Genomic DNA, 26,196 nt, shown 5'->3' on the forward strand with positions numbered 1-26,196 from the left:
GCCACCAAGTCTGCCAGGCGACTTTCAGGGAACCGCCTGTGTCGCGAGGTACAGGGCTATGACCAGCGCAAATGAGTGAATGCCGTGCACGTATCACCCATCGGGCACGTCGAGCGCCGTCGCGATCCGGCTGACCGCCTCGGCGTTCTTCTCGTCCGTACTGGCGATGTCCTGGGCGGTTGCGACGATCTCGCGACCGGTGTCTTGGAGACGTTGTACCGCGTTGAGCGCCTCCGCCCGCATGGCGTCGACGTAGGCGACGAGCGCCGGTCCCGTGGTGAAGCCACGGTTTCCGTCGCGCGCGGGAACCCCGGCGTCGTAGAGAGTGGCGATACGCGCACGCGCCTCCTCTGCCTTCTCATCGATCAAAGCACCGGAGCTCTTCACTTCGTCCGGACGGATGTGGATGTCGTCGGTCACGAGGTGCCTTCCGCCCGGTCGCCGCCGATGCACGCGTCGCGGGACATCGTCTGCGGCTTCTCGACGCTCGAATGCATGACGGCAGATGCCGCCAACAACGGCACGGTAACCACGAGAAAGGCCGCCGATGCCCACACCGTCGCCGTGCGGCCGAAACTGGTGCCCCCGAGCAGTGACAATGCGACGGTAACCACGGTGACGACCATGGCGATGACACCGCTTCCGAAGAGTCCTTCGGGCCAGGGCGCCTCAGCCAGGCACGCTTGCTGACCGATCTGCGCGTCGCGATAGGCCATCGTGCCGACGAAACCGGCGAGTGACCACACGGCGACCAGCCCCGCCAGGGCGCCGGCGGTCAACAGCGCCGTTCTCACAACGGGATTCACAGGGCGCCAAGCCTTACTGCTGCTCCGCACATCGGCAGCGAGCTGTCATCGAAGTCGAACGGGCTGCTGTGGGAGACAACGGCCAGCGCTAGCATCAATGCCGACACCACCACCAACAGAACCGGCGTGACGAGGCGACGACCTGCACTGCGCGACAACGCCACCGCCCCGATGCCGACCGTCAACGCCACGCCAAGGCCGCCCAGCGAGACCCATGTGAGAATCGGCTCGAAGGGCTCGAACCCCAGCGCGCGTTTGGTGCACGGCGCCACTCCGATGACCTGCATCCGGTACGAGTCGATCCGATCGAGCGCCGCAGTCGCCGCAGTGCCCACCAGCAGTGCGAGAAAGCCGAGCAGGCCGACACTCAACGGATCACGAAAGCGACTGGGAGACAACGGAGTTACCACGTCTGCTTCGGACGCACTACCGTCACCGTCTGCGCGCCTTCATCCTGTGCGACCATGGGGAGTCGGCCCGTCAGGGTGGAGTTCTCGGCACCGGCGGTGTGCTGTGTGTAGAGGACCTCGCCGTCCGGGAGCACCGCCGTCACCACCGCTGCGTGATGCGCTTCACCGTCGACATTTCCGCCTGGGCCGTCGGCGTAGTCGAAATACACGACATCGCCGGGGCGGGCGTTGGCGATACCCACTGATTCACCTCCGTTGTTCAAGAGGAAGCCCTGCTGACTGTCGGCGTTGTACCACGAACGGCTGTGAGTGAAGCCCTCCACTTCAGGCCAGTAATCTTTGTCCGGCATGTCCCACTCCCACTCGCCGGCAGCGCTTCGGCCCCAACCGTTCTCGTCCATCGTGGAGCTGCCCTTATAGGGGAGGCCGCCGGCATGCAACGCCTGCGAGACGAAGTGCGCGCAATTGTTGGGGAAGATGTCGGATCCGGTGTCGTCCCATTGATCTCGTGCGTACTGCAACGTCTCCATGGCGTTGTACCCCCGGTCTCTGGCTTCCAGCTCTGTCTTGACCGATGCGGGTAGCCCGGGCAGGTTGTAGAGATCGAGCGGCACAGCCTTCTTGAAGTCTTCCTGCATCTCCGGCGTCAAGCTGTTCCACCACGCGGTCTGCTGTTCGGGGGACAGGCCGTCGGGCAGCTGATTGCGCATCATCGACAACGCGTCGTGCACCGCGTCGGCCTGTAGTTCGAGGGCGCGGGCCGACGTCGTCGTGTCGGGATCCACTTTCAAGCCCTCGATCGCCGCGCGCCCTGCTTCGTCAGCTTGCGTTGCCGCCTCGACGGCATCATCGATCATGCGCTGCGCGTTGTCGCGGTGCCACTCCAGGAGTTCGACGTCATGACCGGTGGTATCGGAGGGCAGGCTGACACGCCCGTCGGCCGACACTTCCAAGCCCTTGCTCTCGGCGGCATACACGGCGTCGTTCACTTCCCGCTGCGCGACCAAGATCGCATCGTCCAGCGTGTCCATCGCTGACGCGGCACCGCTGTCGAGGACCCCCATTACGCGGAACTTGTCGGCCAGCTTCGTCAGCTCGCCCTTGGCGAGGTCGCCGACCGCGTCCGCCCAGTTGTCCTCGAGTGCCCGCACACCATTGGCGTGGATCTCATCGCAGGTGTCGTCGTGAAGAAGCGACGCGCTCCGCAGATCCACACCCGCCTCGTGCCATAGGTGCGGTTGGGCTGAGCGGAGATCGGCAAAGCTCACCACCTGGTTCCCCTGGTTGTCCACGACATGGCCAACCCAGCCTAGAACAGCCGCACCGGCCTTCTGCGCACTAATACCAATTGCGCACAATTTAATTGTTCACTACTATAGACCGCCTGCCTGTCGCCCACAGCGACGATCAGCTCCTCGACTCCGTGGACCAACCGAAAGGAAACGCATGAACGCGCTCTACACCGCCGAAGCCCTCGCCACCGGATAGGGCCGCGACGGGCACGGTGTCACCTCGGACGGCAAAGTCGATGTCGCACTGAGCATTCCGAAGGAAATGGGCGGATCCGGCGAAGGGACCAATCCCGAGCAGCTCTTCGCCGTCGGCTACGCCGCCTGCTTCCACTCCGCGCTGCGGCTCGTCGCCCGCCAGCAGAAGGCCGACGTCTCCGACTCCGCCGTCGGCGCCAAGGTCGTTCTCGGCTCCCTGGACAACGGGGCCTTCGGCCTCGCCGTCGAACTCGAGATCACCCTGCCCAACGTCGACCACGACACCGCGCTCCAGCTCGCCGAAGCCGCGCATCAGGTCTGCCCCTACTCCAACGCCACCCGCGGCAACATCGACGTGACACTCACCGTCACCGACGACTGACATCGCGTCTTTGCCTGGCCGAGCTACGAAGTGGCAGCCTGTTTCATTTCCTAAGCAACAAACCGCTCTTGGGCGTTAGCACAATTGGCGCAGGCTGAAACGCAGTTTGGTTCAGTCATTTCTCATTGTCATTCGAGGACGAATGGGCCGGGTTCTGCGCCTGCACGGGTTTATTATTCTTTGCTATGCGCACTGAGGGGGTGGGCGGCGACCTCGACGAGAGCAAATCGGAGACACCTGCTGCGCTGATTCGAACGTTGCTGAGCTTCGTCCGTCGACGGCTGGACCTCGATTACGCCTGGGTGGCCTCATTCCACGACGGCGTCTACGTCATCGACGAATTCGTCAGCAACCTCGACGAATGGAACCCCCTCCCCGATCGCGAACTCTCGGTATCGGAGTCGTATTGCGTCCGGGTCATCGACGGGCGCCTTCCCCCGGTCATTCCCGACACGTCGCTCAACCAGACCACTGCGGCACTGCCGATCACCAGTGAGGTCGGGGTCGGATCCTACGTCGGTGCCCCCATCAACGGCCCGGACGGAGCCCCGGCGGGGATGGCGGCCGTCATCGGCCGAAGCCCGAAACCGGGTCTCAACGACGACGATCTGCTGCTCGTCAAACAGGTCGCCGACTTGGTCAGCACGCTCATCACCCCGCCCACCGGCGGGCCGAACCGCAGCGCCGAGCAACGCGCAGCGATCCGCCGGGTGGTGGCCGAACAAGACTTCGAAGTGAACTTCCAGTCCGTCCACGACATCGCGACCGGCAAGGTGGTGGGTGTCGAAGCGCTGGCCCGGTTCTCCTGTGAGCCGTACCGGCCCGACGCCTTCTTCCAGCAGGCTGCCGCGCTGGGTTTGGGCATCGAACTGGAACATTCGATCGTGGCCCGCGTCGCGGCGAAGATGGTCCACCTTCCTGCTGAGGCGTTCGTCGCGATCAACGTCTCGCCGGCTGCCGCGCTGGTCGCCCCGTGGGACAGGCTCCTGGAAGGGGTGGACCGGTCGCGCATCGTCCTCGAAATCACCGAGCACAGCGCTGTGCCCGATTACGAAGCGCTCGACGACGTCATGGAGCAGTGCCGATCGCACGGCATGCGTGTCGCCGTCGACGACGTCGGCGCCGGCTTCGCATCGTTTTCTCACGTGCTCGAACTGGGGCCGGAGTTCGTCAAGATCGACCAGTCGATCACCCGCAACATCGACAACGACGACGCCCGCCGCAGGCTCGCACAGGCCATCGCCGAGTTCGCCGGCCAGATCGGCGCCACCGTCATCGCTGAAGGCGTGGAAACCCAGGGCGAACTCGACGCCGTCAGCGCCGCGGGAATCACCCTGGCGCAGGGCTATTTCCTCAGTCGTCCCAAACCGTTCCAGCACGGATTCCCGCCCGCCGAGGTCGTTGCCGCGCCGTCTGATCCGCTGCAACCCGCGACGGTGGATCTCTTGGGGGAGCGCCGATTCGAGCTCGCCCTGTCGCACTCGCCGATCGGCATGTGCGTCGTCGGCCTGGACGGCACTTTCCTGCGCACCAACCGCGCGTTGCGGACCATGCTCGGATATAGCCGAAAAGCACTGGAAAAGTTGACATTTCAGGACCTCACCCACCCCGACGATCTCGATCTGGACCTCGCGCTGGTCAACGAGTGTCTCGCCGGGCGGCGACGGTCATACCGCATGGACAAGCGTTACATCGCCGCCGACGGCCACGTCGTCTGGGGCGCTCTCACCGTGGTGCTCGTGCACGCTCCACGGGACCGGCCCCAGTGCTTCGTCTCTCAGATCGTGGACGTCACCGCGGAGCGCGCCCGCGAGGCCGACCTGGCCCGCCAGGCGAATACCGACCAACTCACCTCCATCGCCAACAGGTCAGCCGCGTGGCAGCACCTGGAGCAACTCGACGCCGCCGGCGAGGGTTACGGCGTCCTGTTCTGCGACATCGAGCGTTTCAAGGCCGTCAACGACCGCAGTGGCCACCATGCCGGTGACCGCCTGCTGGTCGCGGTGGCCGGCCGCCTGTTGGCCGCGGTGGGGGAGGACGACCTGGTGGCCCGCTGGGGAGGTGACGAATTCCTGGTTGTCACAAGCTCTTTCGAGGAACACGGGCTGGCGGTGCTGGCCCGCCGGATCAACGACGAACTGGACAGCGTGCCGATCACGTTGCCCGACGGGACCGTGGTCCCCGTGGTGCTCACCATCGGCTCCGCGTCGAACCGACCCGGCGACGGCCGCTCCATCGACTCCGTGCTCGACCGTGCCGACCAGGACATGTACGACCAGCGGCGGCGGCAGGGCCGCTCCGTCAAGCGGCGACCGGGCCGCCTCCCTCGACGCGCGTGAGTCAGCTCCGGGCGCGGGGGACCAGGCGCTCGAGTTGGGTGACGTGCCCCGGCTGCAGCTGATCCAGGGACGCGACGCCGAGCAGCCGCATGGTGCGCGTGATCTGTTCGGTGAGGATCGTGATAGCCCGGTCCACACCAGCCTCCCCGCCGGCCATCAGGCCGTACAGGTACGCGCGGCCGACGAGGGTGAAGCGGGCGCCGAGCGCGATCGACGCGACGATGTCGGCGCCCGACATGATGCCGGTGTCGAGGATCACCTCCGTGCGATCCCCGACGGCTTTGACGACATCGGGCAGCAGGTGGAACGGGATCGGGGCCCGATCCAGTTGGCGGCCACCATGGTTGGACAGGATCATGCCGTCCACACCGAGGTCGGTCACCGCGACGGCATCCTCGACGGTCTGAATGCCCTTGACGACCAGCTTGCCCGGCCACTGCGACTTGATCCACGCCAGATCGTCGAACGTCACCGTCGGGTCGAACATCGTGTCCAACAGCTCGGCCACGGTGCCCGACCACCGGTCCAGCGACGCGAACGCCAGCGGCTCGGTGGTCAGGAAGTCGATCCACCACTTTGGACGCGGAATTGCGTTGAGGACCGTCTTCGCGGTCAGCGCGGGCGGAATGGACATGCCGTTGCGCTTGTCCCGCAACCGCGCCCCGGCGACCGGCACGTCGACCGTCACCAGCATCGTGTCGAAGCCCGCGGCCGCTGCCCGCTCCACGAGCGCCATCGACCTGTCCCGGTCCTTCCACATGTACAACTGAAACCAGTTGCGGCCGTGCGGATTGGCGGCTTTGACGTCCTCGATGGACGCGGTGCCCATGGTTGACAGCGAGAACGGGATCCCGGCCCGCGCGGCGGCGTGAGCGCCGGCATACTCACCCTCGGTCTGCATCATCCGGGTGAACCCGGTGGGCGCGATACCGAACGGCAACTCCGACCGGCCGCCCAGGATGGTGCAGCTGGTGTCGACCTTGGACACGTCGCGCAGGATCGCCGGGTGGAACTCGATGTCCTGGAACGCCTGCCGGGCCCGCGCCAGCGACAGTTCCGCCTCGGCCGAGCCGTCGGTGTAGTCGAACGCGGCCTTCGGGGTACGCCGCTTGGCGATCGTACGCAGATCCTCGATCGTCAGCGCGCGCTCCAGTCTGCGCGTCCGAGCGTTGAACTCGGGCTTCTTGAACTGCATCAGCGGCGCGAGGTCCTTGACGCGGGGGACGCGACGTTTCATCAGCCCATGCTTCCAGACCGCTCGCGATCAATCCACGGGCGTAGCGTGCTCGGCATGAGCGACGGACGCAGGCGCCGCAAGGCCAAGCAGGAGCGGCGCGATGCGCGGCGGTCCAGGCCTCGCGAAGCCGAGGAGGCCCCGCTGGTCGACGAGGTGCGGGCCGCCCTGGCGACGGGGCAACCCATCGATCTGCTCGGCCTGGTCAGCACGCTGATCGAAGCCACCAAGCCTGCGCCGCTGACGTTCGTGGCCGACGGATCGGAGCGGGAGTCGGTCGACCTGGGCACGATGATCGGCAGCTTCGCCGGCCACCCGATTCCGGAGACGACCGCGCTGCTGGCCGTGCTCGCCGAGTTTCTCGACGACGAACGGTGCCGGCGCGAGGTCGCGGCCCGTCGTGACGCATTGCCGCAGTGGATCGAAGAGCTCGGCAGCGTCGATGTCTACCGCGCGGTGCGGATGACGGACGGCGACGGCGAGGGCGACGAGATCATCCTCGGCGTTCGGTTGGCGGGCGCCGGTGAGCTGACGTGCTGTGTACTGATCGACCACACCAAGGGGTCCGAGGTGAAGGACGCGTTCTTCGTGCCGAACACCATCGACAACGTCGTGTCCGTTGCCGAGCAACAGAACACCGATGCTGACATCAGCTTCGGGGACATGCCGCTGGCCGATGCCCGGGCCATGATCGAGCACGGCATCGCGCAGAACGTCTTTCCGGCTGAGTCGGATTCGTGGCCGGCGAGCAGGCCCCTCGTGCAGTGGGTCGCCCGACAACTTCCCTAGGCGACGGCGGATCAGCGGGCCAGCACTGCCCGCAGGTCGGCGGCGATCTCGCGCGAATCTGCCGACACGAGCCCGCCGTCGCGGACCACCCAGCGGCCGTTCACCATCACGTCGCGCGGGCGCCTACCCGGCGCGGTCCACAAGAGGCCGTCGAGGGCATCCGGCGCTCCGGCGTCGAACACGTCCGAGCAGTCCCAGACGCACAGGTCCGCCGCGGCACCGACCCGAAGGTGTCCCAGCTCGGCCCGCCCCAACCCGAACGCGGAACCCTCGGTGGCAATCGCAAGAAACTCTCGCGCCGACATCGGCTCACCGATCAGGCCCGACACCTGCATCGCGAGCCGAGCATCCGCGAGCAGATGCCCGCCGTCGTTGCTCCCGCCGCCGCTCGTGCCCAAACCCACACGGACACCGGACTTCTGCAGTGCGGCCACGCGCGCCACGCCCCACCCCATCGGCACGTCGCAGCCGGGAGCGTGGGTCACCGTCGCGCCGGACCCTGCGACGAGCTCGATCTCTTCCTCGGTGACGTCGCACAGGTGGGCGAGAGTCACGTCCGCGTCGAGCCACCCCCATGCGTCGAGAAGCGCCAGCGGCCTGTTGCCGTATCGGTCGACCGCGATCTCGACGTCGACCTGCTCGTTGGCCTGCGTTCTGCGGCGAAGCCCGAACCGCGCCGCGACGTCGGCGAGCGCTGCGAACATATCCGGCCCGTCGGAGTGGACGCCGGCAGGGCCGACGGCCAGCTGGACCATGCCGTCGGCCGAGACGCCGTCCCGTGCGTCCGGCAGATGCGCGGCGTGGATGTCCTCCACCGACTTCACCGCCACGTCAGGATCATTGCCTGCGGACCCGCGCACGAAGACGAGCCGCGCTCCCAGCCGGCGCGCCGCGCCAACGGTGGCTCCGGCCAGAGCAATCGGATCCTGGTCGGGCGGCCACGTCAAATGATGATCGGCCACCGTCGTCACGCCACACAACAGCGACTCGGCCAGACCGACCGCGGCGGCCGCCTCGGCCAACACCGCATCGACCCGCATGTCCTTGTAGCGCTGCGCCATTCGCGCAAGCCAGTCCTTCATCGGCAGGAACCGGGTGTCGGCCGTGGACCGAAATGCGCTCTGCAGCAGGTGATGGTGCGCGTTCACGAGGCCGGGCGTCACGACGCAGCCGGAGACGTCGACGACCTCGGCGTCAGGGGGTGCCGTCGAGGCGATGCGGCCGCCCACGACGACGACGGTGTCGCTCGCCGTGTCGGCATCGACCATGACCGTCTCGGCGCCCGAGAGGACGGTCGCGGTCACAGCTCGAGAACCAGCCGTCCGCTCGTGCACCGGGAGACACAGATCATCATCGACTCGTTCTCCGAGCGCTCCTCGGGGGACAGGATCGCATCGCGATGGTCCACTTCACCGCTGACGACGCCCGTCTCGCAGGTCCCACACATCCCTTCGCGGCACGACGCAGGAGCCACGACGCCACGTGCGTCGAGGACATCGAGGATGGTGCGATCGTCGGGAACGGTCACCGTCAGACCCGAGAAGGCCAGTGACAGTTCGAACTCCAGGTTCGGCACGTCGGACTGCACAGCGGCGGTGAAGCGCTCGGTGAACGAGTCGACGGCGGCCTGCGGTGCGCACGCGTCGGCGACAGCGTCGAGCATCGTCGGCGGCCCGCAGGCGTAGACCGCCGTGCCCCGCGGTAGATCCGAGAGTTCGTCGGCGAGGTTGAGCCGTCCCGACCGGCGTGACTCGTGGACCGTCACGTGATCGGGGTGCGCCCCAGTGAGCTCGGCGCCGTACGCCATCTCCTCGCGCGTCCGCCCGACGTAGATGAGCCGCCACGGCCGGCCCGCCCGCTCGGCCTCGCCGATGAGGGAAACGATCGGCGTGATGCCGATGCCACCGGCGACGAACACGTAGGCGAGGGCACGGGTCAGTGCAAAGTGATTGCGCGGTGCGCTGATTGACGTCTCGTCGCCGACGGCAAGGTCGGCGTGGGCCGACACCGAGCCACCGCGGCTGTCGGTGCGGCGCTCGACGGCGATCCGGTAGGTGCCGGCATCGGCGGGGCAGAGCGAATACTGGCGGACCGGACCTGCCGGCGTCGTCAGGTCGATGTGCGATCCCGGCGACCACGACGGCAGCGATTCGCCGGTGGCGGAGGCCAGGACGAACTCGTCGATGCGGTCGGCGACTGTGCGCCGCCCCACGATGTGAACGCGAATCGGCTGGGATGCCAATGACATCGGAGATCTCCTCGTACGGGCGATGTTGATCTCCGCCGGGCCCCAGCCACGGGAACCGCCTCTAGTGGCCCGCCTGGACCACGATCACCTTCGCGATGTCGGGCCCGACCAGTCTCCACCGGTGAGGAATGCCGCCAGCGTAATAAAGGCTGTCGCCGGTCCGCAATTCGACGAAACTGCCGTCGCCGAGGTCGACTTCAATGTCACCCGTCACGACGTACACCCATTCGTCCTGCGGATGCTGGAAGTAGCCGGCGTACTCACGCCTGCTCAGCACCTGCTCCTGCGGGAAGAACGCGGCCTCGCCGCCGACGAGCAGACGCGCGTAGCCGATCGTGTCGCCCTCCTGGGGAAGGGTGACGCCCTCGTCGGAACGGACCAGATGCGCGCCGTCGGGAACGGCGGCCGGTGCGCTCCTCGCGCCGCTGGGGTTGGCCGCGAGCATCAGGCTGACCTGCGTGGTTTCCAGTGCGCGGGCGATGCGTTCCAACGTCGTCATGCTCGGCCGCGCATAGCCGCGCTCGAGTTGCGAAAGGAATGGATGTGAAATTTCAGCCTGGGCAGCAAGATTCGCCAACGTCAGGCCGTGCTGCTTGCGGCGCCGCCGGATCTCGGCGCCCAGCGACACCTGCGCCACGTCGGGCTGATCGAGTGCCATGTCTGCCCTCCGCCGATGGTTACACGCACGCAGCCTCAATTAACCGAACTGCAACAGACTCCGCGTTTGATGAATGTTGACGTGGTCAACAGACTACTCGAAGCAACACTCTGCCGATCCCAGCCACGGCGGACCAAAGCCAGGCGCAACGATGCGCAATCACACGCAATCGCTACGGAGTACACGCATGCAGGCACCACCTGCGCGAGGTATCACGGGCTCACTGTCCGACGGGTCCGTCGTGGACATCGACCTGTCCGCCGACGCCGACGGCATCACGCGGGTGGACGGCATCCGACCGCACGAACAGCGGCAGATCGGCGCCGACTGGCTCGATCTGCGCGACTTCGTGCTGACCGCCGCGGCCGCCGAGCCGCACGCCCATCTCGACAAGGCGCTGTCGTACTCGGAGCTCAAGCCGCCCATCGGCGATCTGCACGACGCGATCACCGCCTGGCGCGCCGGCAGTGTCCAGCTCGACGAGCACTCCTTCCTGCGGCGTGCCCTCGCGACGACGGAGTCCATGCTGCGCAACGGGATCACCGCCATCGCCACACACGTCGACGTGCTGGGTGACGACGATCCGCTGCGGGCCGTCCGCGCACTCGCCGAGGTCCGTCACGGCCTGCGCGGACTCGTCGACCTCCAGCTCGTCGTGCTTGCGACCCCCGCCACACCCGGTGCGCTGATCGAAGCGGCACTCGACGCCGGAGCGGATCTCGTAGGGGGAGCGCCACACATCGCCGACGACCCGGTTGCCGAGGTGACGAAGCTTCTCGACATCGCCGAAAAGCACGGTGTCGGAGCCGATCTGCATATCGACGAGTTCCTCGACGGCGACCACCTGACGATCGAGGCCTACGCCGACCGCGTCGCCGACTGGCCCGCCGGGCGCATCCGCCGCGCCGGACACTGCAGCCGGTTGTCCACACTGCCACCCGAGGACCTCCACCGCGTCGCCGGCGCACTCGCCCGCGCGTCCGTCTCGGTCATCGCGTTACCCATCACCAACCTGTACCTGCAGGGGCGTCACGGCCCGTCCGCGGGGCGACGGGGCATCACGACCATCGACGTGCTGCGCGACGCCGGCGTTCTGGTGGCAGCCGGCGCCGACAACGTCCGCGACCCGTTCAACCCCGTCGGCCGCACCGATCCGCTGGAGACCGCGTCGCTGCTCGTCACTGCCGCCCACCAAACACCCTCAGCGGCAATGCAGCTCGTCACCGATGCAGCGCGGACCGCGATCGGCCTCGAACCCGCAGGTCCCCAGGTCGGTGCCCGCGCCGACTTCCTCGCCGTCCGCGGCGACGACCTCGTCGAGACGATCGCCACCGCCCCGTCAGACCGCGTCGTGATCGTCAACGGAACACCTGTCGCCCGCACCGAGACCACCAGCTGGACCGCCGTCCCGACCCTCTGCTCCGTGGAGAACTGATGACCTCACCAGAAACCACATCCACCGCCACGCTCGGGCGCCAGCTCGTCGGGTTCGAGCACACCGAGCTGACCTACCCCGACGGCACCCACGCCCTTAACGACGTGAACCTCACTGTCCGCGAAGGCGAATTCGTCAGCGTCGTCGGCCCTTCCGGATGCGGAAAGTCCACATTGCTGCGGCTGGCGTCCGGGCTGGAGTCCATCACCGGCGGCTACATGCAGTGCGGTGCGGACCGGATCGGGTATGTGTTCCAGGACGCCACGCTTCTGCCGTGGCGCTCCGTCAAGGACAACGTGGAACTGCTCGGTGAACTCGACGGCGTCCCGCCCGCCGACCGCAAGCAGCGCGCCGCGGCTGCGCTGTCCACCGTCGGCCTCGACGGATTCGAAGACCACCTGCCGCACATGCTCTCCGGCGGCATGCGGATGCGGGTGTCGCTCGCGCGGTCACTGACGCTGGATCCCGACCTGTTCCTGTTCGACGAGCCGTTCGCCGCACTCGACGAGATCACCCGCGAACGCCTCGGCGTCGAGCTCAACGAACTGTTCGCCGTCAAAGCCTTTGCCGGACTGTTCATCACCCACTCCGTCTCCGAAGCCGCGTTCCTGTCCTCTCGGGTCCTGGTGATGTCGGGGCGGCCCGGCACGATCGTCGACGAAATCGACGTGCCGTTCCCGTATCCGCGCAAGCCCGACCTGCGCTTCGAGCCGGAGTTCGGCGAGATCGCCGCCCGGATCTCGCGGGCACTGAAGGAGGCACACTCATGACCACGACCGAGACGGAAGTCCGGGCGGAACCCGATGTCACGGGGACATCGCGGCCCAAGCCCCGCAAGGGTTCTCGCAAGATCATCGCCGTAATTGCACCGCTGACGGTGCTCGGGCTCGTCCTGGGGCTCTGGTACGTCGTGAGTTACGCATTCCTCGACCCCGGCCGCCGTTTCCTGATGCCGCCCCCGCACCAGATCATCACCGACGGCATCTTCGGCGACGCCGCACCCGACATGTGGGAAGGGCTGGGCAAGACCGCGACCGTGGCGCTCACCGGCCTGGCGCTGGCCGCCGTCATCGGCATCATCTGGGCGGTCCTGATGTCCCAGTCCGACACGATGGAGAACGCGCTGTTCCCGTACGCGGTGGTGCTGCAGTGCATCCCGATCCTGGCGCTCGTTCCGCTGGTCGGCTTCTGGTTCGGGTTCGGCTTCACCGCACGGGTTTTCGTCTGCGTGCTGATCTCGCTGTTCCCGATCGTGTCGAACACGTTGTTCGGCCTGCGATCCGTCGACCGGCAGATGCGGGATCTCTTCGCGCTGCACCGCCCCAGCCGCCTCACTGTCCTGCGCAAGCTTGAGTTCCCCGCCGCGATGCCCGCCATCTTCGCGGGCCTGCGTATCTCGGCCGGGCTGTCGGTGGTCGGCGCAATCGTCGGCGACTTCTTCTTCAAGCAAGGCGATCCCGGCATCGGCATCCTGATCGACAACTACCGATCGCGGCTGCAGGCACCGGAACTGTTCGCCTCGATCATCCTCGCGTCGCTGCTCGGCGTCGCCGTCTTCTGGTTCTTCGGCTGGCTCGGCAAGCGCGTCGTCGGCCGCTGGTACCACCCCTAGATCAAGGAGTAAACATGCATCGCCTCGTCACGAGCGCCGCGCTCGCCGCCGCCGCCATCACGTTCGTCGCCGCCTGCGGGTCCGACGAAAGTACCGAAGCCTCCGGCTATTCCGGTGGGATCGGACCCGTCAACCTCAAAGAGGTCTGCCCGGCGAAGGTCGTCGTACAGACCGACTGGAACCCCGAGGCCGAACACGGACACCTCTACCAGCTGCTCGGCCCCGACGCCCAGATCAACGCCGAGAACAAGCGCGTCGTCGGCCCGCTGTTCGACCGCGGCCAGTACACCGGCGTCGACATCGAGATCCGTGCAGGCGGACCGGCGATCGGCTTCCAGTCGGTCACCTCGCAGATGTACGCCGATCCTGAAATCCTGCTCGGCTACGTCGACACCGACCAGGGCATCCAGAACTCCGAGTCGAATCCGACGACGGCCGTCATGGCCCCGCTCGACATCAGTCCGCAGATGATCATGTGGGACCCTGCCACTTATCCGCAGGCACAGGCCATCGCCGACCTGAAACCGCCCAACGCGCGTGTCCTCTATTTCGACGGCGCCACCTACATGAGCTACCTGACCGGAGCCGGCATCCTGTCCCCGGACCAGACCGACGGCAGCTACGACGGGTCGCCGGCCAACTTCGTCGCCGACGCCGGAAAGGCGGCCCAGCAGGGCTATGCAAGCTCCGAACCGCAGGTGTACCAGGAAGAGGTCGAGGGCTGGAAGAAGCCCATCAAGTACCAACTCGTGCACGACGTCGGCTATCCGATCTACAAGTCGGCGATGGCCGTGCGATCCGCCGATCTCGAGTCGAACGCCGCGTGCCTGGAGAAGCTCGTCCCGGTGCTGCAGCGCGGCGCCGTCGACTACATGGCCTCGCCGCAGGCCGCCAACGACGTCATCCTCGACGCCGTCGAGCAATACAACACCGGTTGGGTGTACTCGCAGCGCAACGCCGACTACGCCAAGCAGGCCATGTTGGACCTGAAGCTGGTCGGCAACGGTCCCGACGGCACCATCGGCGATTTCGACACCGCCCGCATCCAGGGCGTCATCGACATCACCGCGCCGATCTTCGTCGAGCAGGGCACCGCGCCCGCCGACGGTCTGGCGCCGGAGGCGGTGGCCACCAATCGATTCATCGATCCGTCGGTGAGCCTGCCGTGACAGCCCCCGTCATCGCGGTCGACACCGACGACGGACGGCCCGAGTTCGGCACCGGCGACGTCGATGCGCTCGCCGACGATCTGATCGCGATCCTCGGTCCCCGCGGCGTCAGCCTCCTGCCGCGGGCGCTGCAGCGGGCCGGGCGCGACGGGTCGGGGATGAGCCCGATCCTGTCCGCACAGGACCTCGGGACACCGGACCTGGTGTGCTACCCGCGGACCGCGGATGTGGTCCCCGCCATCGTGCGCGCCGCGGTCGCGCGCGGGGTGCCCATCACGACGCGGGGCAAGGGCACCGGAAACTACGGCCAGGTGATCCCGCGGTTCGGCGGACTCGTGCTCGACATGACGTCGCTGACCGAAATCCATTCCGTCACCGACCGTTCCATCACCGCGCAGGCCGGGGCCCGGATGATCAACCTGGAACAGACCGCGTGGAACCGCGGCAGCCAGCTGTGGATGTACCCGTCGACGGTGCAGTCCACGCTCGGCGGGTTCCTCAGCGGCGGCTCGGCGGGAACCGGCACCATCGTTCACGGCCGCAACCACGAAGGCTTCGTCGACGCGCTCGACATCGTCTACGGCACCGACGACGCCGAAGTCGTCCACCTCGAAGGGGACGAGGCGCAACCGTTCGTCCACACCTACGGCGTCGCCGGGATCATCGTCAGCGCGGCGGTCCGGGTGGAACCACTGCAGGAATGGCGCTGCCTCTACGCGAGTTTCGGCTCACATCGGGAAGCGTTCGACGCGGCGATGCTCGTCGCGGAACTGGACCCCAAGCCGCGCCTGCTGTCCGCCGACGGACCGACGATCGTCGACGCGCTGCCCGACGATCCGGCGCTCGTCACCGGCCGCGCCAGCGTGCGGGGCATTCTCGACGCGCGCGTCGTCGATGCGGCCTGCGATGTGGTGGTCAGCGGTGGCGGACGGGTCGAAGCGGTGCGTGAGGGGATCGCCGAAACCGTCAAACTGTCGACACTGTCGTATAACCATCCGACGTGGTGGCTACAGAAAGCGCAGCCGGACACATGGTTTCACATGGAGGTCCGGGGCAACGCGCTGGTGACGCGGCTCGAGGAGGTCGAGAAGGTCTATGAGGGCGGCATGCTGCACCTCGAGGTCGGCCACGAGATGATGTTCGGGATGCTCAACGGCATCTACCGCAGCCCGCAGCAGGTCATCGACGGCGTCGCCGCTCTGGAGGAACTCGGCGTGGGCGTGCACTCCCCGCACCAGTGGTACGTCGACCTCGACGCCGACCGCGTGCGCGCACTGGCTGCCACCACGGACCCGAAAGGACTGCTGAACCCGGGGAGGTGGATGTGACCTCCGCTGTCCAGAACAGGCGCTACGCCGAGCTCACCACCGAACAGGTCGCCACCCTGCTGTCGCGGGACTCGGTGCTGGTGCTGCCGACCGGCGCGATCGAACCACACGGGCCGCATCTACCCCTGGCCACCGATCTCATTGTGGCCGAAGCGGTATCGAAGGCTGTCGTGGAGCGAGGCGCTGCGGCGGGACACGACGTCTGGCTGCTGCCCGCCCTCGGCTATACGAAGTCCGACGAGCATGCGCAGTTGCCGGGGACGATCTGGCTGCGCGCCGCCACGCTGTTCGAGACCCTGGTCGACATCGGCGCCGCGATCGCGCAGACGCCGGTCCGTCGCCTGCTGTTCCTCAACGCCCACGGCGGCAACACCGCGCTGATCGAGGTGGCCGCGCGAGAACTGCGCCGTCGGTTCGACCTCCAGACATTCTTCGCCTCAGGTCCCGCCCAACCCGGGCCCACCGAGCGTGGGCTCGGCATCCACGCGGGCTGGGCGGAGACGTCGATGATGCTGCACCTACGCCCCGACCTCGTGCACATGGAACTCGCCGAGCCGTCAGTGGCCGACGCCGTCGCCGACGCCGAGCACGTCGGATTCACCAAGACCGTCAAGTTCGGTTGGCTCTCCACTGATTTCGCCGAGTCAGGAGTGATCGGCGACCCCACCGGGGCGTCTGCCGACATCGGCGAGAAGCTGTTCGACGAGCGGGTGGCGGCGCTGGTCGCATCTCTGGGGGAGATCGCGTCCTTCGATCCGGGCCGGGTCCGGCCGTGATCACCAGCAGTGTCGAATTCGGAAGCGATTGCGCTGTCGAGGAATACCTGTCTATCGACCCGCTTCACCTTCTGCGGCGCTGGCTCCCGTCTCCCGACAGCCCGCCCGCACTGATGGCACTCGCCACGATCGGTAACGACGGCTACCCGCGGGTGCGGCACGTGCTGCTCAGCGAGGCCGACGACAGTGCCGTGTATTTCCACACCGACAGCAGGTCCGCCAAAGTCGCCGAACTGGCCGCGCGACCGCGCGCCGCGGTCACCCTCGCATGGCCGGCGCTGGGCCGTCAGATCGCCGCGCACGGCGATGTCCACGGCGTGCCCGACGACGCACTGCGGCAGACCTACGCGCAACGGACCCGCTATCTGCAACTGCTGGCATGGCTCAACGATGCGCAGGCGGCAGCGCTGTCCGCCGATGAACGCCGTCGCCGGTGGGCTGAATTCGACTCTGCTCATCCAGTTTTGGAGCCGCCGATGACGTGGACCGGGTTCGCCGTCAAACTGCGTGAGATCACGTTCTGGCGCGGCGACCCCGACGGCCCGTCGCAGCGCACCCGCTTCCGTCGCGCCGGCGAGTCGTGGACCGCGGAAGTACTTCCTGGATGAGCACCTTTCACAATGCCGTGATCCTTCCCGTCGCCGGGGAGAAGCCGTGGTTTCTCGGCTGGCTGTCGGTCGACGAGCGCGGGCGCATCTCCGGGATCGGGCAAGGTTCGCCACCCGCCGATGCCCCGCAGCCGCACCACGACCTGCGCGGCTGCTTCCTCGCCCCGGGCTTCGTCTCGGCGCACAGCCACATCTATACCGGAGGAATGCGCGGGGTCGCGGCCAGCAGCCCCCTCTACGAATGGGTTTCGCTCAACGGCGAGATGTTGCTCGGCTCCGACGCCGAGGATCTGTACTGGATGACGCTCGCCGGCGGGCTCGACCATCTCGCCGCCGGAATCACCTCGGTGTACAACTTCACCCAGTCCCGCGTCATCTCGATCTTCGACTACGACAAGTCGGTCCTCAAAGCCGCCCGCATCCACCCGTCGGAGTTCGTCACCCGCCAGGTCGACGGCCTGGCCGACGCCGGCATCCGATTCGTCACCAGCGTGCGGCTCGACGACGAGCAGGTCGGTGAAGACGACGCTTTCGCTGCGTTCGACACCGCGATGCGCCACCTCGACACCGTCGCGCCCGACCTCAACCTCGGCGGGTCGGTCTACGGAGCCGTGCAGTGGTCGTCGTCCCCGGCCACCGCCGAGCGCGAGCGGATGCTGATGGACCGCTACGGGATCACCAACCAGGCGCACTTCGTCGAGACCGCCGAACAGATCGAGATCCAGCAGTCGAAGTTCGGATGGTATGACGCCGCAGGAGTACTGGGTCCGGAATTCGCGTTCGGCCACTTCGTGCACCCGACCGAGGAGATGGTGTCGCGGGTGCGTGAGACCGGCACATCGGTGGTGTGGCAGCCGATGTCCAACGGGCGGCTGGGGTCTGGCTTCTGCGATGTACCGCGGCTGCTGCGTGACGCCGTCACCGTCGGCATGGGCGTCGACGATCAGTCCTGCACCGACATCTCCGACCCGTTCGAGAACATGCGGATGGGGTTGTTCTCCCAGCGGGCGCTACACAGCGATGCCGCCATCCTGACGCCGGCTGACGTCCTCACGGCGCACACCCTCGGCTCCGCGGCAGCGATCGGGGTGGCCGATCGCGTCGGCTCGCTCGAGGTCGGCAAGTTCGCCGACTTCCTCGTCGTCGACCCATCGTCACCCCACACCGGACCGATCTGGGATCCGGTGGCCACCTACGTGCTGGCCTGCGGACTGCGGAATCTCACCCAGGTCGTGGTGGGCGGGGAACTGGTGTGGACCGCCGGCGAACCGAACCCGTTGAGCGTCAAAGCCAATCATGAGCTCACCGAGCGGATGGTCGCCTCAGCCGCGCACTCCGGGATCCGTCCGGCCGTCTAAGCCGCGCTTGTCGCAGCGCTCAGTACACATCGCGCACGTACCGCTTCTCCCGCTTCAACGAGTTCACGTACTCCGTCGCGGCGTCCACACCCAAGCCGCCGTGCTCGGCGACGACTTCGTGCAATGCCTTGTCGACGTCCTTGGCCATCCGCGTCGCGTCGCCGCACACGTAGAAGTGCCCGCCCTCTTCCAGCCAGGAGAACAGCTCTCGGCCGTGTTCGCGCATGCGGTGCTGGACATAGACCTTCTCGGCCTGATCGCGGGAGAACGCCAAGTCCAGCCGCGTCAGCAGTCCCGATTCCTGCCAGCCCAAAAGCTCATCGGCATAGGCGAAATCGTGCTCACGATGCTGATCTCCGAAGAACAACCAGTTGCGTCCGCCGGCGTCGCGCTTCGCGCGCTCCTGCAGGAAGGCCCGGAAGGGGGCGACGCCGGTGCCGGGACCGACCATGATCATCGGCGTGCCGTCATCGGCAGGCACCCGGAACGACTTGTTCGGCTGCAGGAAGATCTTGGCCGTGCCACCGCGATCGGCGAGGAACGTCGAGCACACGCCGCCGCGGATCCGGCCGTCCTTCTGGTAGCGCACGCTGGCCACCGTCAGATGAATCCGGTCGGGATGTGCGAGCGGACTCGACGAGATCGAATACGCCCGGTGCGCCAACGGTTTCAGCAGCCCGACGAACTCCTCGAGGCTCAAGGCGTCGCCCGCGATGCGCAGCACGTCGAGAATGTCCTTGCCGTAGAGCCAGCGATCCAGCGTGTCCTTCACGCCGCCGCGCAGCACGTGCGACAGTTCCTCGTTGTCGGCGCGGCTCTCGACTTCGCCGAGGAGGTTCCGCGACGGCGCGCTGATCTCGTAACGATGCCCGAGCAGTTCACCCAGCGGTTCACCGTCGACGAGCGTGTCCGCCGACACCCGGAAGTGTTCGGCGATCGCCTCGACGAGCTCCGGGTTGTTCTCCGGGATGACAGCCAGCGCGTCGCCGGCGTCGTACTCGATTCCGCTGTCGGCCAACGCGAACTCGTAGTGCCGGATCTCCTTGTCCGAGCCGTCGCCGGACAGCAGCCGGTTGACCGCCAGTTCGGCGACGAACGGGTTCTTGCGGGTCCACCCCGACCGTGCGACCGCGCTCGGCGGCGGAGTGCTCGGGGTGCCGGTGGCGCCCGAGGTGGGAACCAGCGCCGTCAGTGCGCCCTGGATCCATTCGGCGGCCTGGGACTCGTAGTCGACGTCGCAGTCGACGCGGCTGGTCACCCGTGATGCGCCGAGCTGTTCGAGCCTGGTGTCGAACAGCTTGCCTGCCTGACAGAACCCGTCGTAGCTGGTGTCACCGAGCGCGAGCACGCCGTAGGACACGCCTTCCAGGCGCGGCGCCACTGACGAGGACAAAGCCTCCCAGAACAATTCGGCGTTGTCGGGCATCTCGCCCTCACCGTAGGTGGAGGTGATGATCAGCACGAACTTCAGCCCCGCGAACTCGTCGAGCTCGATCTCGTCCAGCCCGCTCACCGTCACGTCGAAACCCTGAAGCTTGGCCGCCGCGGCCGCATCGTTGGCGACACCCTCGGCGTTGCCGGTCTGCGTGCCGTACAGCACGCGCAGTGGCGGGCGCGGCGCCGACTGGTCGGACGTCGGCGGCGGCGGTGGCGCCATGTTCATCGCCAGCCGCGAGTGCAGCCCGGCGAGGAACCCCGAGAGCCAGGCGCGCTGGTCCTCGTTGAACGGCGCGTCCTGGGGGATATAGGCGATTTTCACGGCGTGGTCTCCAAACTGGCGAGCGACGCGACGACATCCGGAACCGATTGCGCAGCAAAAAGTTCCTCGAACGAGGGCAGCCGGCCGATGCGTTCGACGTTCTTCGAGTCCTGGTACAGGATCCAGCCGTACGTGCCTGGACTGTCCATCGACAAGACGTTGCGCTGGGACAAGGCGTCCTTGTAGTCGCTGATGCGTTTGTTGGCGATGAACACCGCGAGAACCTCGTCGGTGAACCCGTCGATGGCCTCGCGGGCATAGCGCTGCAACTTCTGGATCAGGAAGAAGTCCTCGGTCAGCACGAGGTTGCGCACCGTCTTGCCGACGCGGGGATCCTGGACGTCGGTGATCTTCAGCCGCGAAAGTGCCAACTGCTGAGCCATGTTCAGCACCGTGTAGGTATTCAACAGCGCGAACATCTCGTCGGTGTCGGTGTCCCCGTAGCCGGGCACCGCGCCGCCGAGGACGGTCGTGTTGTCACGGTAGGACCGCTTGAACTTGTGGACCTGGAATCCGGCCAGCGCCGAGGCGAGCTCGTCGAGCAGTTCCTTGCGGGTCTTGGCCGCCAGGATCGCATCGGCGTCCTGGTACTGCAGCAGCGCCCGAGGCATCACGTACAGGACATGCCGGCGCGTGACATCCCAATCCTGCAGTAGTGCCCGGGCTTTCGCGGAGCCGGTGGCCTCGGCGTGCCATTCCAGCAGCGTGCGGGCCGCGACCTCGTGGAACGGAGCCTCGGCGAGCGGAGCCACCAGCACCGAATCCGCGCTGACCTTCGAGGCGAGCTGGCCGTCCGGATCGTACTGGTAGAGGAAACCACCGCTCATGCCGTTGGCGACGCCTTTACCGAATCCGCCGATGTTGAAGACCGCGCCGTTGGTCATGTACTCACACAGGAATTCGCCGACGCCCTCGACGACGGCGGTGGCCCCGGAGTTGCGGACGGCGAAACGGTCACCGGCCTCGCCCTCGACGAACAGGCGGCCACCGGACGCACCGAAGAGCGCGAAGTTGCCGATGAGGACGTTTCCGCCGGCCTGTTCGGAGCCGCCGCCGGGGGAGCGCACGGCGATGGTGCCGCCGCACTGGCTCTTGCCCACGCCGTCGTTGCAAGTTCCGGTGTGCGTCAACGTCATTCCGTCATTGCAGAACAGTCCGTAGCTCTGTCCCGCCGACCCGGTGGTGGTGATGACGACGCTGTCCGGTGTGAGGTAGCGCCGGCCCCGGTCGTCGGTGGCCACTGCGTGATTTCGGCGTAGTTCGTCACGCTGAGGTTGTCCAACTACGCCCAAATCGCTGGAGGAGGAGGGGTGGTTGAGCATGCGCTCGATGTCGATCGCGAGCTGGCCACCCAGACTCTTGTTCTGGTTGGTCAGCGCTACCGGAGCCATCGTCGCTCCGGCGAGCGTCAGCTGAGTCAGGAACGCGTCGTCGACCGCGTAGTCCTTCTCCATGTAGATCGGGTTCTCCGGGACGAAACCTTCGGCCGGGGCCAGCATCGCGCGCAGATCCAACCGACCGATGCTCGACGGGTGGTCCAGCAGATGCAGCAGATCGCTGCGTCCGCGGGCGACCCGCAGCGACGGCAGCCCCAGCGTCGCGAGGATCTCACGCACCTCGTGCGAGATGTTCAGCAGGTACTGCGCCAGTGCACGCGGATCACCCTCGAATGCCTCGGAATTCGTCGTCAGGCCGGCGGGACATTTGATGTTGCAGTTCTTGGCCATCACGCACTTGAGCATCATCAGCGCGGTGGTGCCGAACTCGAAGCTGTCCGCGCCGAGCAGGGCGGACTTGACGACGTCGCTGGCCGTCTGGTGTGCGCCCGAACATCGCAGCACCACCTTCTGCCGAATGCCGTTGGCCACCAATGCTTGATGGACCTCGGCGACACCGATCTCGGCGGAGCGGCCCGCGTACTTCAGCGAGGTGACCGCCGCGGCGCCGGTGCCTCCGGTATTGCCCGCGACATTGATGACATCGGCACCTGCCTTGGCCACTCCTGCCGCGATGATGCCGATGCCCTCCGAGGACACCAGCTTGACGATGACCCGGACGCGGGCGGCCTTGCAGTCGTGGATGAGCTGCGCCAGGTCCTCGATCGAATACGTGTCGTGGTGCGGCGGCGGAGAGACCAGCTCCACACCGGGGGTTCCGCCGCGGGCAGCGGCGATCTGCACCGTCACCTTCGGAGCCGGGAGCTGGCCACCCTCACCGGGTTTCGCGCCCTGGCCGATCTTGATCTCCAGTTCGCGGAGCATCGGATCGGCCAGGTAGCCAGCCCACACACCGAAGCGGCCCGACGCGAACTGCTTGATCCGGGAGCCGCGAATGGTGCCGTAGCGGGTGATGTGCTCACCACCCTCGCCGCAATTCGACAGTCCGCCCACCATGTTGGTGCCGTGCGCGACCGCCTCGTGGGCCGACGCCACCAACGCCCCGTGGCTCATCGCGCCGGAGGTCAGCGTGGCCGCGATCTCGTCGGCCGCCTGCACCGAGGACAGCGGCAGTGAATCCGGTGCCGTCCGCACCATCGCCAGATACTGCAGCGCGGCGCCCTGCGCCCGCAGCCACAGCCGGTCCCCGACGACGTCGACATCGGCGATGTCGGCGCCGAAGCGGCGTTTCAGTGATTCCGCGAGAGCCTCCAGCCGTTGCGCGCTGTGGTGCAGCCGCAACGTGAACTCGTCACCGACCTGCACGACCGTCAACCCCCGGACGAGGAAGCTGTTGTTCCCGAAGTGCGCGAACTGCCCCATCTCGGAGACGAATTCGTCGGCGGTGTGCAGGAAGTTGACGTCGGCCGGCAGCGCGAGGACGTCGCGCAGCGCGGCGGGGCGCCGGGTGCGCTCGGTATTCATCGCGAACACGAAGTTGCGGTAGCCGGGGGTGATGTCGAAGCTGTTGATCGCCCGGGGGGTCATCTCGTCGAAGCTGTTGTTGCGGTAGGCCTCGTCGTCGAGGCCGAACGCACCCTCGAGCCGATGCAGCGGCAGTACCCGCAGGAACGCCGGGTCGGCCATGTCCGGGTTCTCCGGTCGCGCCTCGTCGCCGAACGAGATGGATTCCTCGGTCATGTCGACGAATCCGCGTACGGCCGTCGTCCCGTAGGAGTGGCCCGCGCCCTCGGCGCGTTCCTTGAACAAGCCGAGTAGCGGCACGTCCTTCTCGCCGTTGACCGCCAGCGCGCGAGCGTGCCATTCGGCGACGGTGTCGGCGAGTGTCTGGAATCCGACGCCGCCGACCGGTGTCACCACGTTCGGAAAATACTTGCGCAGTACCGGTTCCGCGGTGTCGAGGTAGTTGGGCTCGAAGAACTCGCCGCCGATGTAACTCTCGACGGTGCACAGCCCGACGCGCCCCATCGTCTTCATCAACGACTTCTCGGCGGCCTTCGCGAAATGGCGGAACGCCGCGGCAATTCCTTCTTCGTCAGGCCCGAACTTCTCCTCGGCACGCATCTGGACACCCAGCGGATACACCGCCGACGCGCCGAAGCCGAGCACAGCGGCGATGTGATGCGACGACACGAGCTGACCGCTCTCGGCGATCACCGACACCCGCAGCCGCAGACCCTCTTCGATCAACCGCTGGTTGATCGCGGATGTCGCGATGGTCAGCGGTATTGCGGCCAAACCACTTTCGATGTGCCGGTCGGAGACGACGGCGATGCCTCCGGTGGCCCGCGCGAATGCCTCGACGTCATCGCACAGTGCGTCGATCGCCGCCACCAGTGCCGCGGCGTTGGCCGCCGGATCACTGACGTCGATGCGGTAGCGCAACCCGAACCGCTGCACCGGTGTGTGCTTCTGGTCGCGGATCTTGAGCATGTCGAGATGGGTGAGGATCGGTGACGGCACGACGATCTGCGGTGCCGGCTCCGCGCCGCTGTTGGGCTTGGCGCCGAGCGCCACCCGCAGCGTCATCCCGTCGGCCTCCCGGATGCTGTCCAGCGGAGGGTTGGTGACCTGCGCGAAACGCTGGGAGAAGTACCGGGCGATGCCGCCTTCGTGATTGGACAGCGCGTTGATCGCCGCGCCGTAACCCATCGCGGAGATCTTCTCCTGTCCGGTGGCCAGCATCGGGTCCATCAGGAACTTGAACGTCTCCTGGTTCATCGAGTACGCGACGTAACGCTGATGGCGGGACAGGTCGCCGTTGTAACGGGCGGGGGAGAGCTGGTCTTCGGGTGGGACCGCGGGCAGGTCGGCGAGATTCACCCGGGCCGCGTCGAGCATCGAGGGGTAATCATGTTTGGCGGCAAGCTTTTCGAGTGCTTCGACGGTGCCGTACGAGCGGCGCTCGCGGTGGTCGAAGTAGAGCATGCCACCGGCTTCGATGCGCCCGCGCCGGATGATCTCCTCGGGCGGGAAGTAGACCTGGCCGGCCTCCGACATGACACCGAGGTAGTCGGCCGTCTCCACGGTGCGCAGGGGGCGCAGCCCGAGCCGGTCGAGTCGTGCGCCGATGTAGGTGCCGTCGCCGAAGATCAGCGCGGCGGGGCCGTCGTTCTTCTCCTCGTACAGGCTGAAGTACTCGAGCATCGCGCGCACCTGCGGCGACAGCGTCGGATCGTTCTCCCAGGCGGGCGGCATCATCGCGACGACGGCGGTGATGAGGTCCAGGTCGTCTTCGAGCACCCGGTTCTGCAGCGTCTGATCCAGCCGGCAGCTGTCGGACTGCCCCACCGGCCGCACAATCGCGCGGTTACGGGCGCGCGCGATCGCGTTGTCGGACAGTCGGTTCTTCTTATCGGTGTTGAGCTCGCCGTTGTGCGCCATCAGGCGGAAGGGCTGGGCCATCGTCGCGTTGGGCACGGTGTTGGTCGAGAAGCGGGTGTGGAAGAACATCGAGTGCACTTCCATCCGGGGATCCGACAGGTCGGTGAAGTACGGCACCACCTCGTTCGAGTTGAGCCGGCCCTTCAGGACCTGAGTCCGCGCGCTGACGGAGAGTGGATAGAGGCCCAGCAGTTGGGGATTGGTGTAGGCGACGGCTTCGATGGCGATCAGCGCGTCATGGATCTTGCGATCGGATGCCGACGTGAAGACCCACTGCCGGATCGGCAACTGGTACTTGACCGCCGCGGGCCGGATCGCCGTGTTGTCCACCGGCACATCGCGTTTGACAAGAATGTCGAAACCTTGCGCGGTGAGCGCGTTCTCGATGACGCTCTCGGCCACGGCGTGGAATTCGGGATCGTTGGGCAGGAAGAAGTTGCCGACGCCGAACTGGCCGAGCGTGAGGTCCGCGCGCCCGGTGAGCTCGCGGAAGAACCGCTCGGACAGATCGAGGTTGACGCCCGCGCCGTCTCCGACGCCCTCCGACGACATGCCGCCGCGGTGCGGTACCGCGCACAGCGCCTCGTGCAGCTTGCGGATCACCTCGTGGGTCTGGCGGCCGTCCTTGCGGGTCAGGAACCCGACGCCGCAGCTGCTCTTCTCCTGATCCGGATCAAAAAGTCCCGACAAGCGGCGATCTCCTCAACGCTGCACGTGGCACGTCACCGCTGGGGTGTCTCGACGTTGAGGTCCGGGCGCGCGCAAAGAAATTAGCCTAACCTAACTAGGGCCGCAGTGGCTGGTCGGAGAGGTGTGGAAAACGTCACCTTCGGCCGTCAGCCCCCGCCGCCACCGCTACCGGCATCCCACGGTCCGCCCTGCGTGGGGAACGGCAGCGAGGCGACCGTGGCCAGGCCGAAGAAACCGAACAGGGAGCCGAGAACGGTCTGCGCTACCGATCTCAACTTCGACGAGCGCGCATACAGTGCCAGAAAGGACGGCGCGGCGGCGTGTAAA

The 26,196-nt window shown here is 66.9% G+C and carries 21 protein-coding genes and 1 pseudogene; 11 read left to right on the forward strand and 11 right to left on the reverse strand.

Annotation, left to right across the window (positions count from 1 at the left end; genetic code table 11):
- Positions 1-93: 93 nt before the first annotated feature.
- Genes P9A17_RS03780 through P9A17_RS03795 form a run of 4 tightly spaced genes read right to left on the reverse strand, consistent with a single transcriptional unit; the run spans position 94 to position 2,430 of the window.
- A complete protein-coding gene (locus tag P9A17_RS03780) occupies positions 94-420 on the reverse strand; it encodes a hypothetical protein (protein WP_278037268.1) in 327 nt (108 codons plus the stop codon).
- Positions 417-806, reverse strand: a complete 390-nt coding sequence (locus tag P9A17_RS03785) for a hypothetical protein (protein ID WP_278037269.1) — start codon at positions 804-806, stop codon at positions 417-419. Before P9A17_RS03785 ends, P9A17_RS03780 begins: the two co-directional genes overlap by 4 nt.
- Positions 803-1,177, reverse strand: coding sequence for a hypothetical protein (locus P9A17_RS03790; RefSeq protein WP_278037270.1), 375 nt, complete (start codon positions 1,175-1,177; stop codon positions 803-805). The genes P9A17_RS03785 and P9A17_RS03790 overlap by 4 nt, the downstream gene beginning before the upstream one ends.
- A gap of 32 nt (positions 1,178-1,209) precedes the next feature.
- Positions 1,210-2,430: an amidase domain-containing protein gene (locus P9A17_RS03795; protein WP_278037271.1), complete on the reverse strand. Its 1,221-nt coding sequence runs from the start codon at positions 2,428-2,430 to the stop codon at positions 1,210-1,212.
- 232 nt (positions 2,431-2,662) lie between these two features.
- Between P9A17_RS03795 and P9A17_RS03800 the strand changes: the two are divergent.
- Together P9A17_RS03800 and P9A17_RS03805 are read left to right on the forward strand one after the other, a co-directional pair.
- Positions 2,663-3,085 (forward strand): annotated as a pseudogene (locus tag P9A17_RS03800) (organic hydroperoxide resistance protein).
- A 185-nt stretch (positions 3,086-3,270) separates the two neighbouring features.
- A complete protein-coding gene (locus P9A17_RS03805; protein WP_278037272.1) occupies positions 3,271-5,424 on the forward strand; it encodes an EAL domain-containing protein in 2,154 nt (717 codons plus the stop codon).
- A gap of 1 nt (position 5,425) precedes the next feature.
- Here P9A17_RS03805 and P9A17_RS03810 read toward each other — a convergent pair whose 3' ends face one another.
- Positions 5,426-6,661, reverse strand: a complete 1,236-nt coding sequence (locus tag P9A17_RS03810; protein ID WP_278037273.1) for an alpha-hydroxy acid oxidase — start codon at positions 6,659-6,661, stop codon at positions 5,426-5,428.
- 54 nt (positions 6,662-6,715) lie between these two features.
- Here P9A17_RS03810 and P9A17_RS03815 point away from each other — a divergent pair, with 54 nt between their 5' ends.
- Complete coding sequence (locus P9A17_RS03815; protein ID WP_278037274.1) at positions 6,716-7,447, forward strand: hypothetical protein; 732 nt, start codon at positions 6,716-6,718, stop codon at positions 7,445-7,447.
- An 11-nt stretch (positions 7,448-7,458) separates the two neighbouring features.
- Here the strand turns inward: P9A17_RS03815 and P9A17_RS03820 are convergent, their stop codons facing one another.
- The 3 genes from P9A17_RS03820 to P9A17_RS03830 all read right to left on the reverse strand — a co-directional run bounded on the left by P9A17_RS03820 (position 7,459) and on the right by P9A17_RS03830 (position 10,353).
- A complete protein-coding gene (locus tag P9A17_RS03820) occupies positions 7,459-8,751 on the reverse strand; it encodes an amidohydrolase family protein (protein ID WP_278037275.1) in 1,293 nt (430 codons plus the stop codon).
- Positions 8,748-9,695 carry a PDR/VanB family oxidoreductase gene (locus tag P9A17_RS03825; RefSeq protein WP_278037276.1) on the reverse strand — a complete coding sequence of 316 codons (948 nt, stop codon included), beginning with the start codon at positions 9,693-9,695 and terminating at the stop codon, positions 8,748-8,750. The genes P9A17_RS03820 and P9A17_RS03825 overlap by 4 nt, the downstream gene beginning before the upstream one ends.
- Before the next feature lie 61 nt (positions 9,696-9,756).
- Positions 9,757-10,353 carry a helix-turn-helix domain-containing protein gene (locus P9A17_RS03830; protein ID WP_278037277.1) on the reverse strand — a complete coding sequence of 199 codons (597 nt, stop codon included), beginning with the start codon at positions 10,351-10,353 and terminating at the stop codon, positions 9,757-9,759.
- Between the two features lie 187 nt (positions 10,354-10,540).
- Between P9A17_RS03830 and P9A17_RS03835 the strand changes: the two genes are divergently transcribed.
- From P9A17_RS03835 to P9A17_RS03870, 8 genes are read left to right on the forward strand one after another with little or no spacing between them, the layout of a single operon-like run.
- Positions 10,541-11,788, forward strand: a complete 1,248-nt coding sequence (locus P9A17_RS03835) for a cytosine deaminase (RefSeq protein WP_278037278.1) — start codon at positions 10,541-10,543, stop codon at positions 11,786-11,788.
- Complete coding sequence (locus P9A17_RS03840; RefSeq protein WP_278037279.1) at positions 11,788-12,558, forward strand: ABC transporter ATP-binding protein; 771 nt, start codon at positions 11,788-11,790, stop codon at positions 12,556-12,558. The genes P9A17_RS03835 and P9A17_RS03840 overlap by 1 nt, the downstream gene beginning before the upstream one ends.
- Complete coding sequence (locus P9A17_RS03845; RefSeq protein WP_278037280.1) at positions 12,555-13,400, forward strand: ABC transporter permease; 846 nt, start codon at positions 12,555-12,557, stop codon at positions 13,398-13,400. Before P9A17_RS03840 ends, P9A17_RS03845 begins: the two co-directional genes overlap by 4 nt.
- Positions 13,401-13,414: 14 nt before the next feature.
- Positions 13,415-14,569, forward strand: a complete 1,155-nt coding sequence (locus P9A17_RS03850) for an ABC transporter substrate-binding protein (protein ID WP_278037281.1) — start codon at positions 13,415-13,417, stop codon at positions 14,567-14,569.
- The gene (locus tag P9A17_RS03855) at positions 14,566-15,897 is read left to right on the forward strand and encodes an FAD-binding oxidoreductase (RefSeq protein ID WP_278037282.1); all 1,332 of its coding nucleotides are present in this window, start codon (positions 14,566-14,568) and stop codon (positions 15,895-15,897) included. The genes P9A17_RS03850 and P9A17_RS03855 overlap by 4 nt, the downstream gene beginning before the upstream one ends.
- Positions 15,894-16,673, forward strand: coding sequence for a creatininase family protein (locus tag P9A17_RS03860; RefSeq protein WP_278037283.1), 780 nt, complete (start codon positions 15,894-15,896; stop codon positions 16,671-16,673). Before P9A17_RS03855 ends, P9A17_RS03860 begins: the two co-directional genes overlap by 4 nt.
- Entirely contained in the window at positions 16,670-17,281 is a 612-nt protein-coding gene (locus tag P9A17_RS03865; RefSeq protein WP_278037284.1) for a pyridoxamine 5'-phosphate oxidase family protein, read from the forward strand. The genes P9A17_RS03860 and P9A17_RS03865 overlap by 4 nt, the downstream gene beginning before the upstream one ends.
- Complete coding sequence (locus P9A17_RS03870; RefSeq protein ID WP_278037285.1) at positions 17,278-18,639, forward strand: amidohydrolase family protein; 1,362 nt, start codon at positions 17,278-17,280, stop codon at positions 18,637-18,639. The genes P9A17_RS03865 and P9A17_RS03870 overlap by 4 nt, the downstream gene beginning before the upstream one ends.
- Before the next feature lie 19 nt (positions 18,640-18,658).
- Here P9A17_RS03870 and P9A17_RS03875 read toward each other — a convergent pair whose 3' ends face one another.
- The 3 genes from P9A17_RS03875 to P9A17_RS03885 all read right to left on the reverse strand — a co-directional run bounded on the left by P9A17_RS03875 (position 18,659) and on the right by P9A17_RS03885 (position 26,144).
- Entirely contained in the window at positions 18,659-20,398 is a 1,740-nt protein-coding gene (locus tag P9A17_RS03875; protein ID WP_278037286.1) for a sulfite reductase subunit alpha, read from the reverse strand.
- The gene (locus tag P9A17_RS03880) at positions 20,395-25,869 is read right to left on the reverse strand and encodes a glutamate synthase-related protein (RefSeq protein ID WP_278037287.1); all 5,475 of its coding nucleotides are present in this window, start codon (positions 25,867-25,869) and stop codon (positions 20,395-20,397) included. The genes P9A17_RS03875 and P9A17_RS03880 overlap by 4 nt, the downstream gene beginning before the upstream one ends.
- A gap of 146 nt (positions 25,870-26,015) precedes the next feature.
- Positions 26,016-26,144 carry a hypothetical protein gene (locus P9A17_RS03885; RefSeq protein WP_278037288.1) on the reverse strand — a complete coding sequence of 43 codons (129 nt, stop codon included), beginning with the start codon at positions 26,142-26,144 and terminating at the stop codon, positions 26,016-26,018.
- Positions 26,145-26,196: the final 52 nt, after the last annotated feature.

The organism is Mycobacterium sp. 236(2023), from assembly GCF_029623955.1.
Classification (GTDB): domain Bacteria; phylum Actinomycetota; class Actinomycetes; order Mycobacteriales; family Mycobacteriaceae; genus Mycobacterium.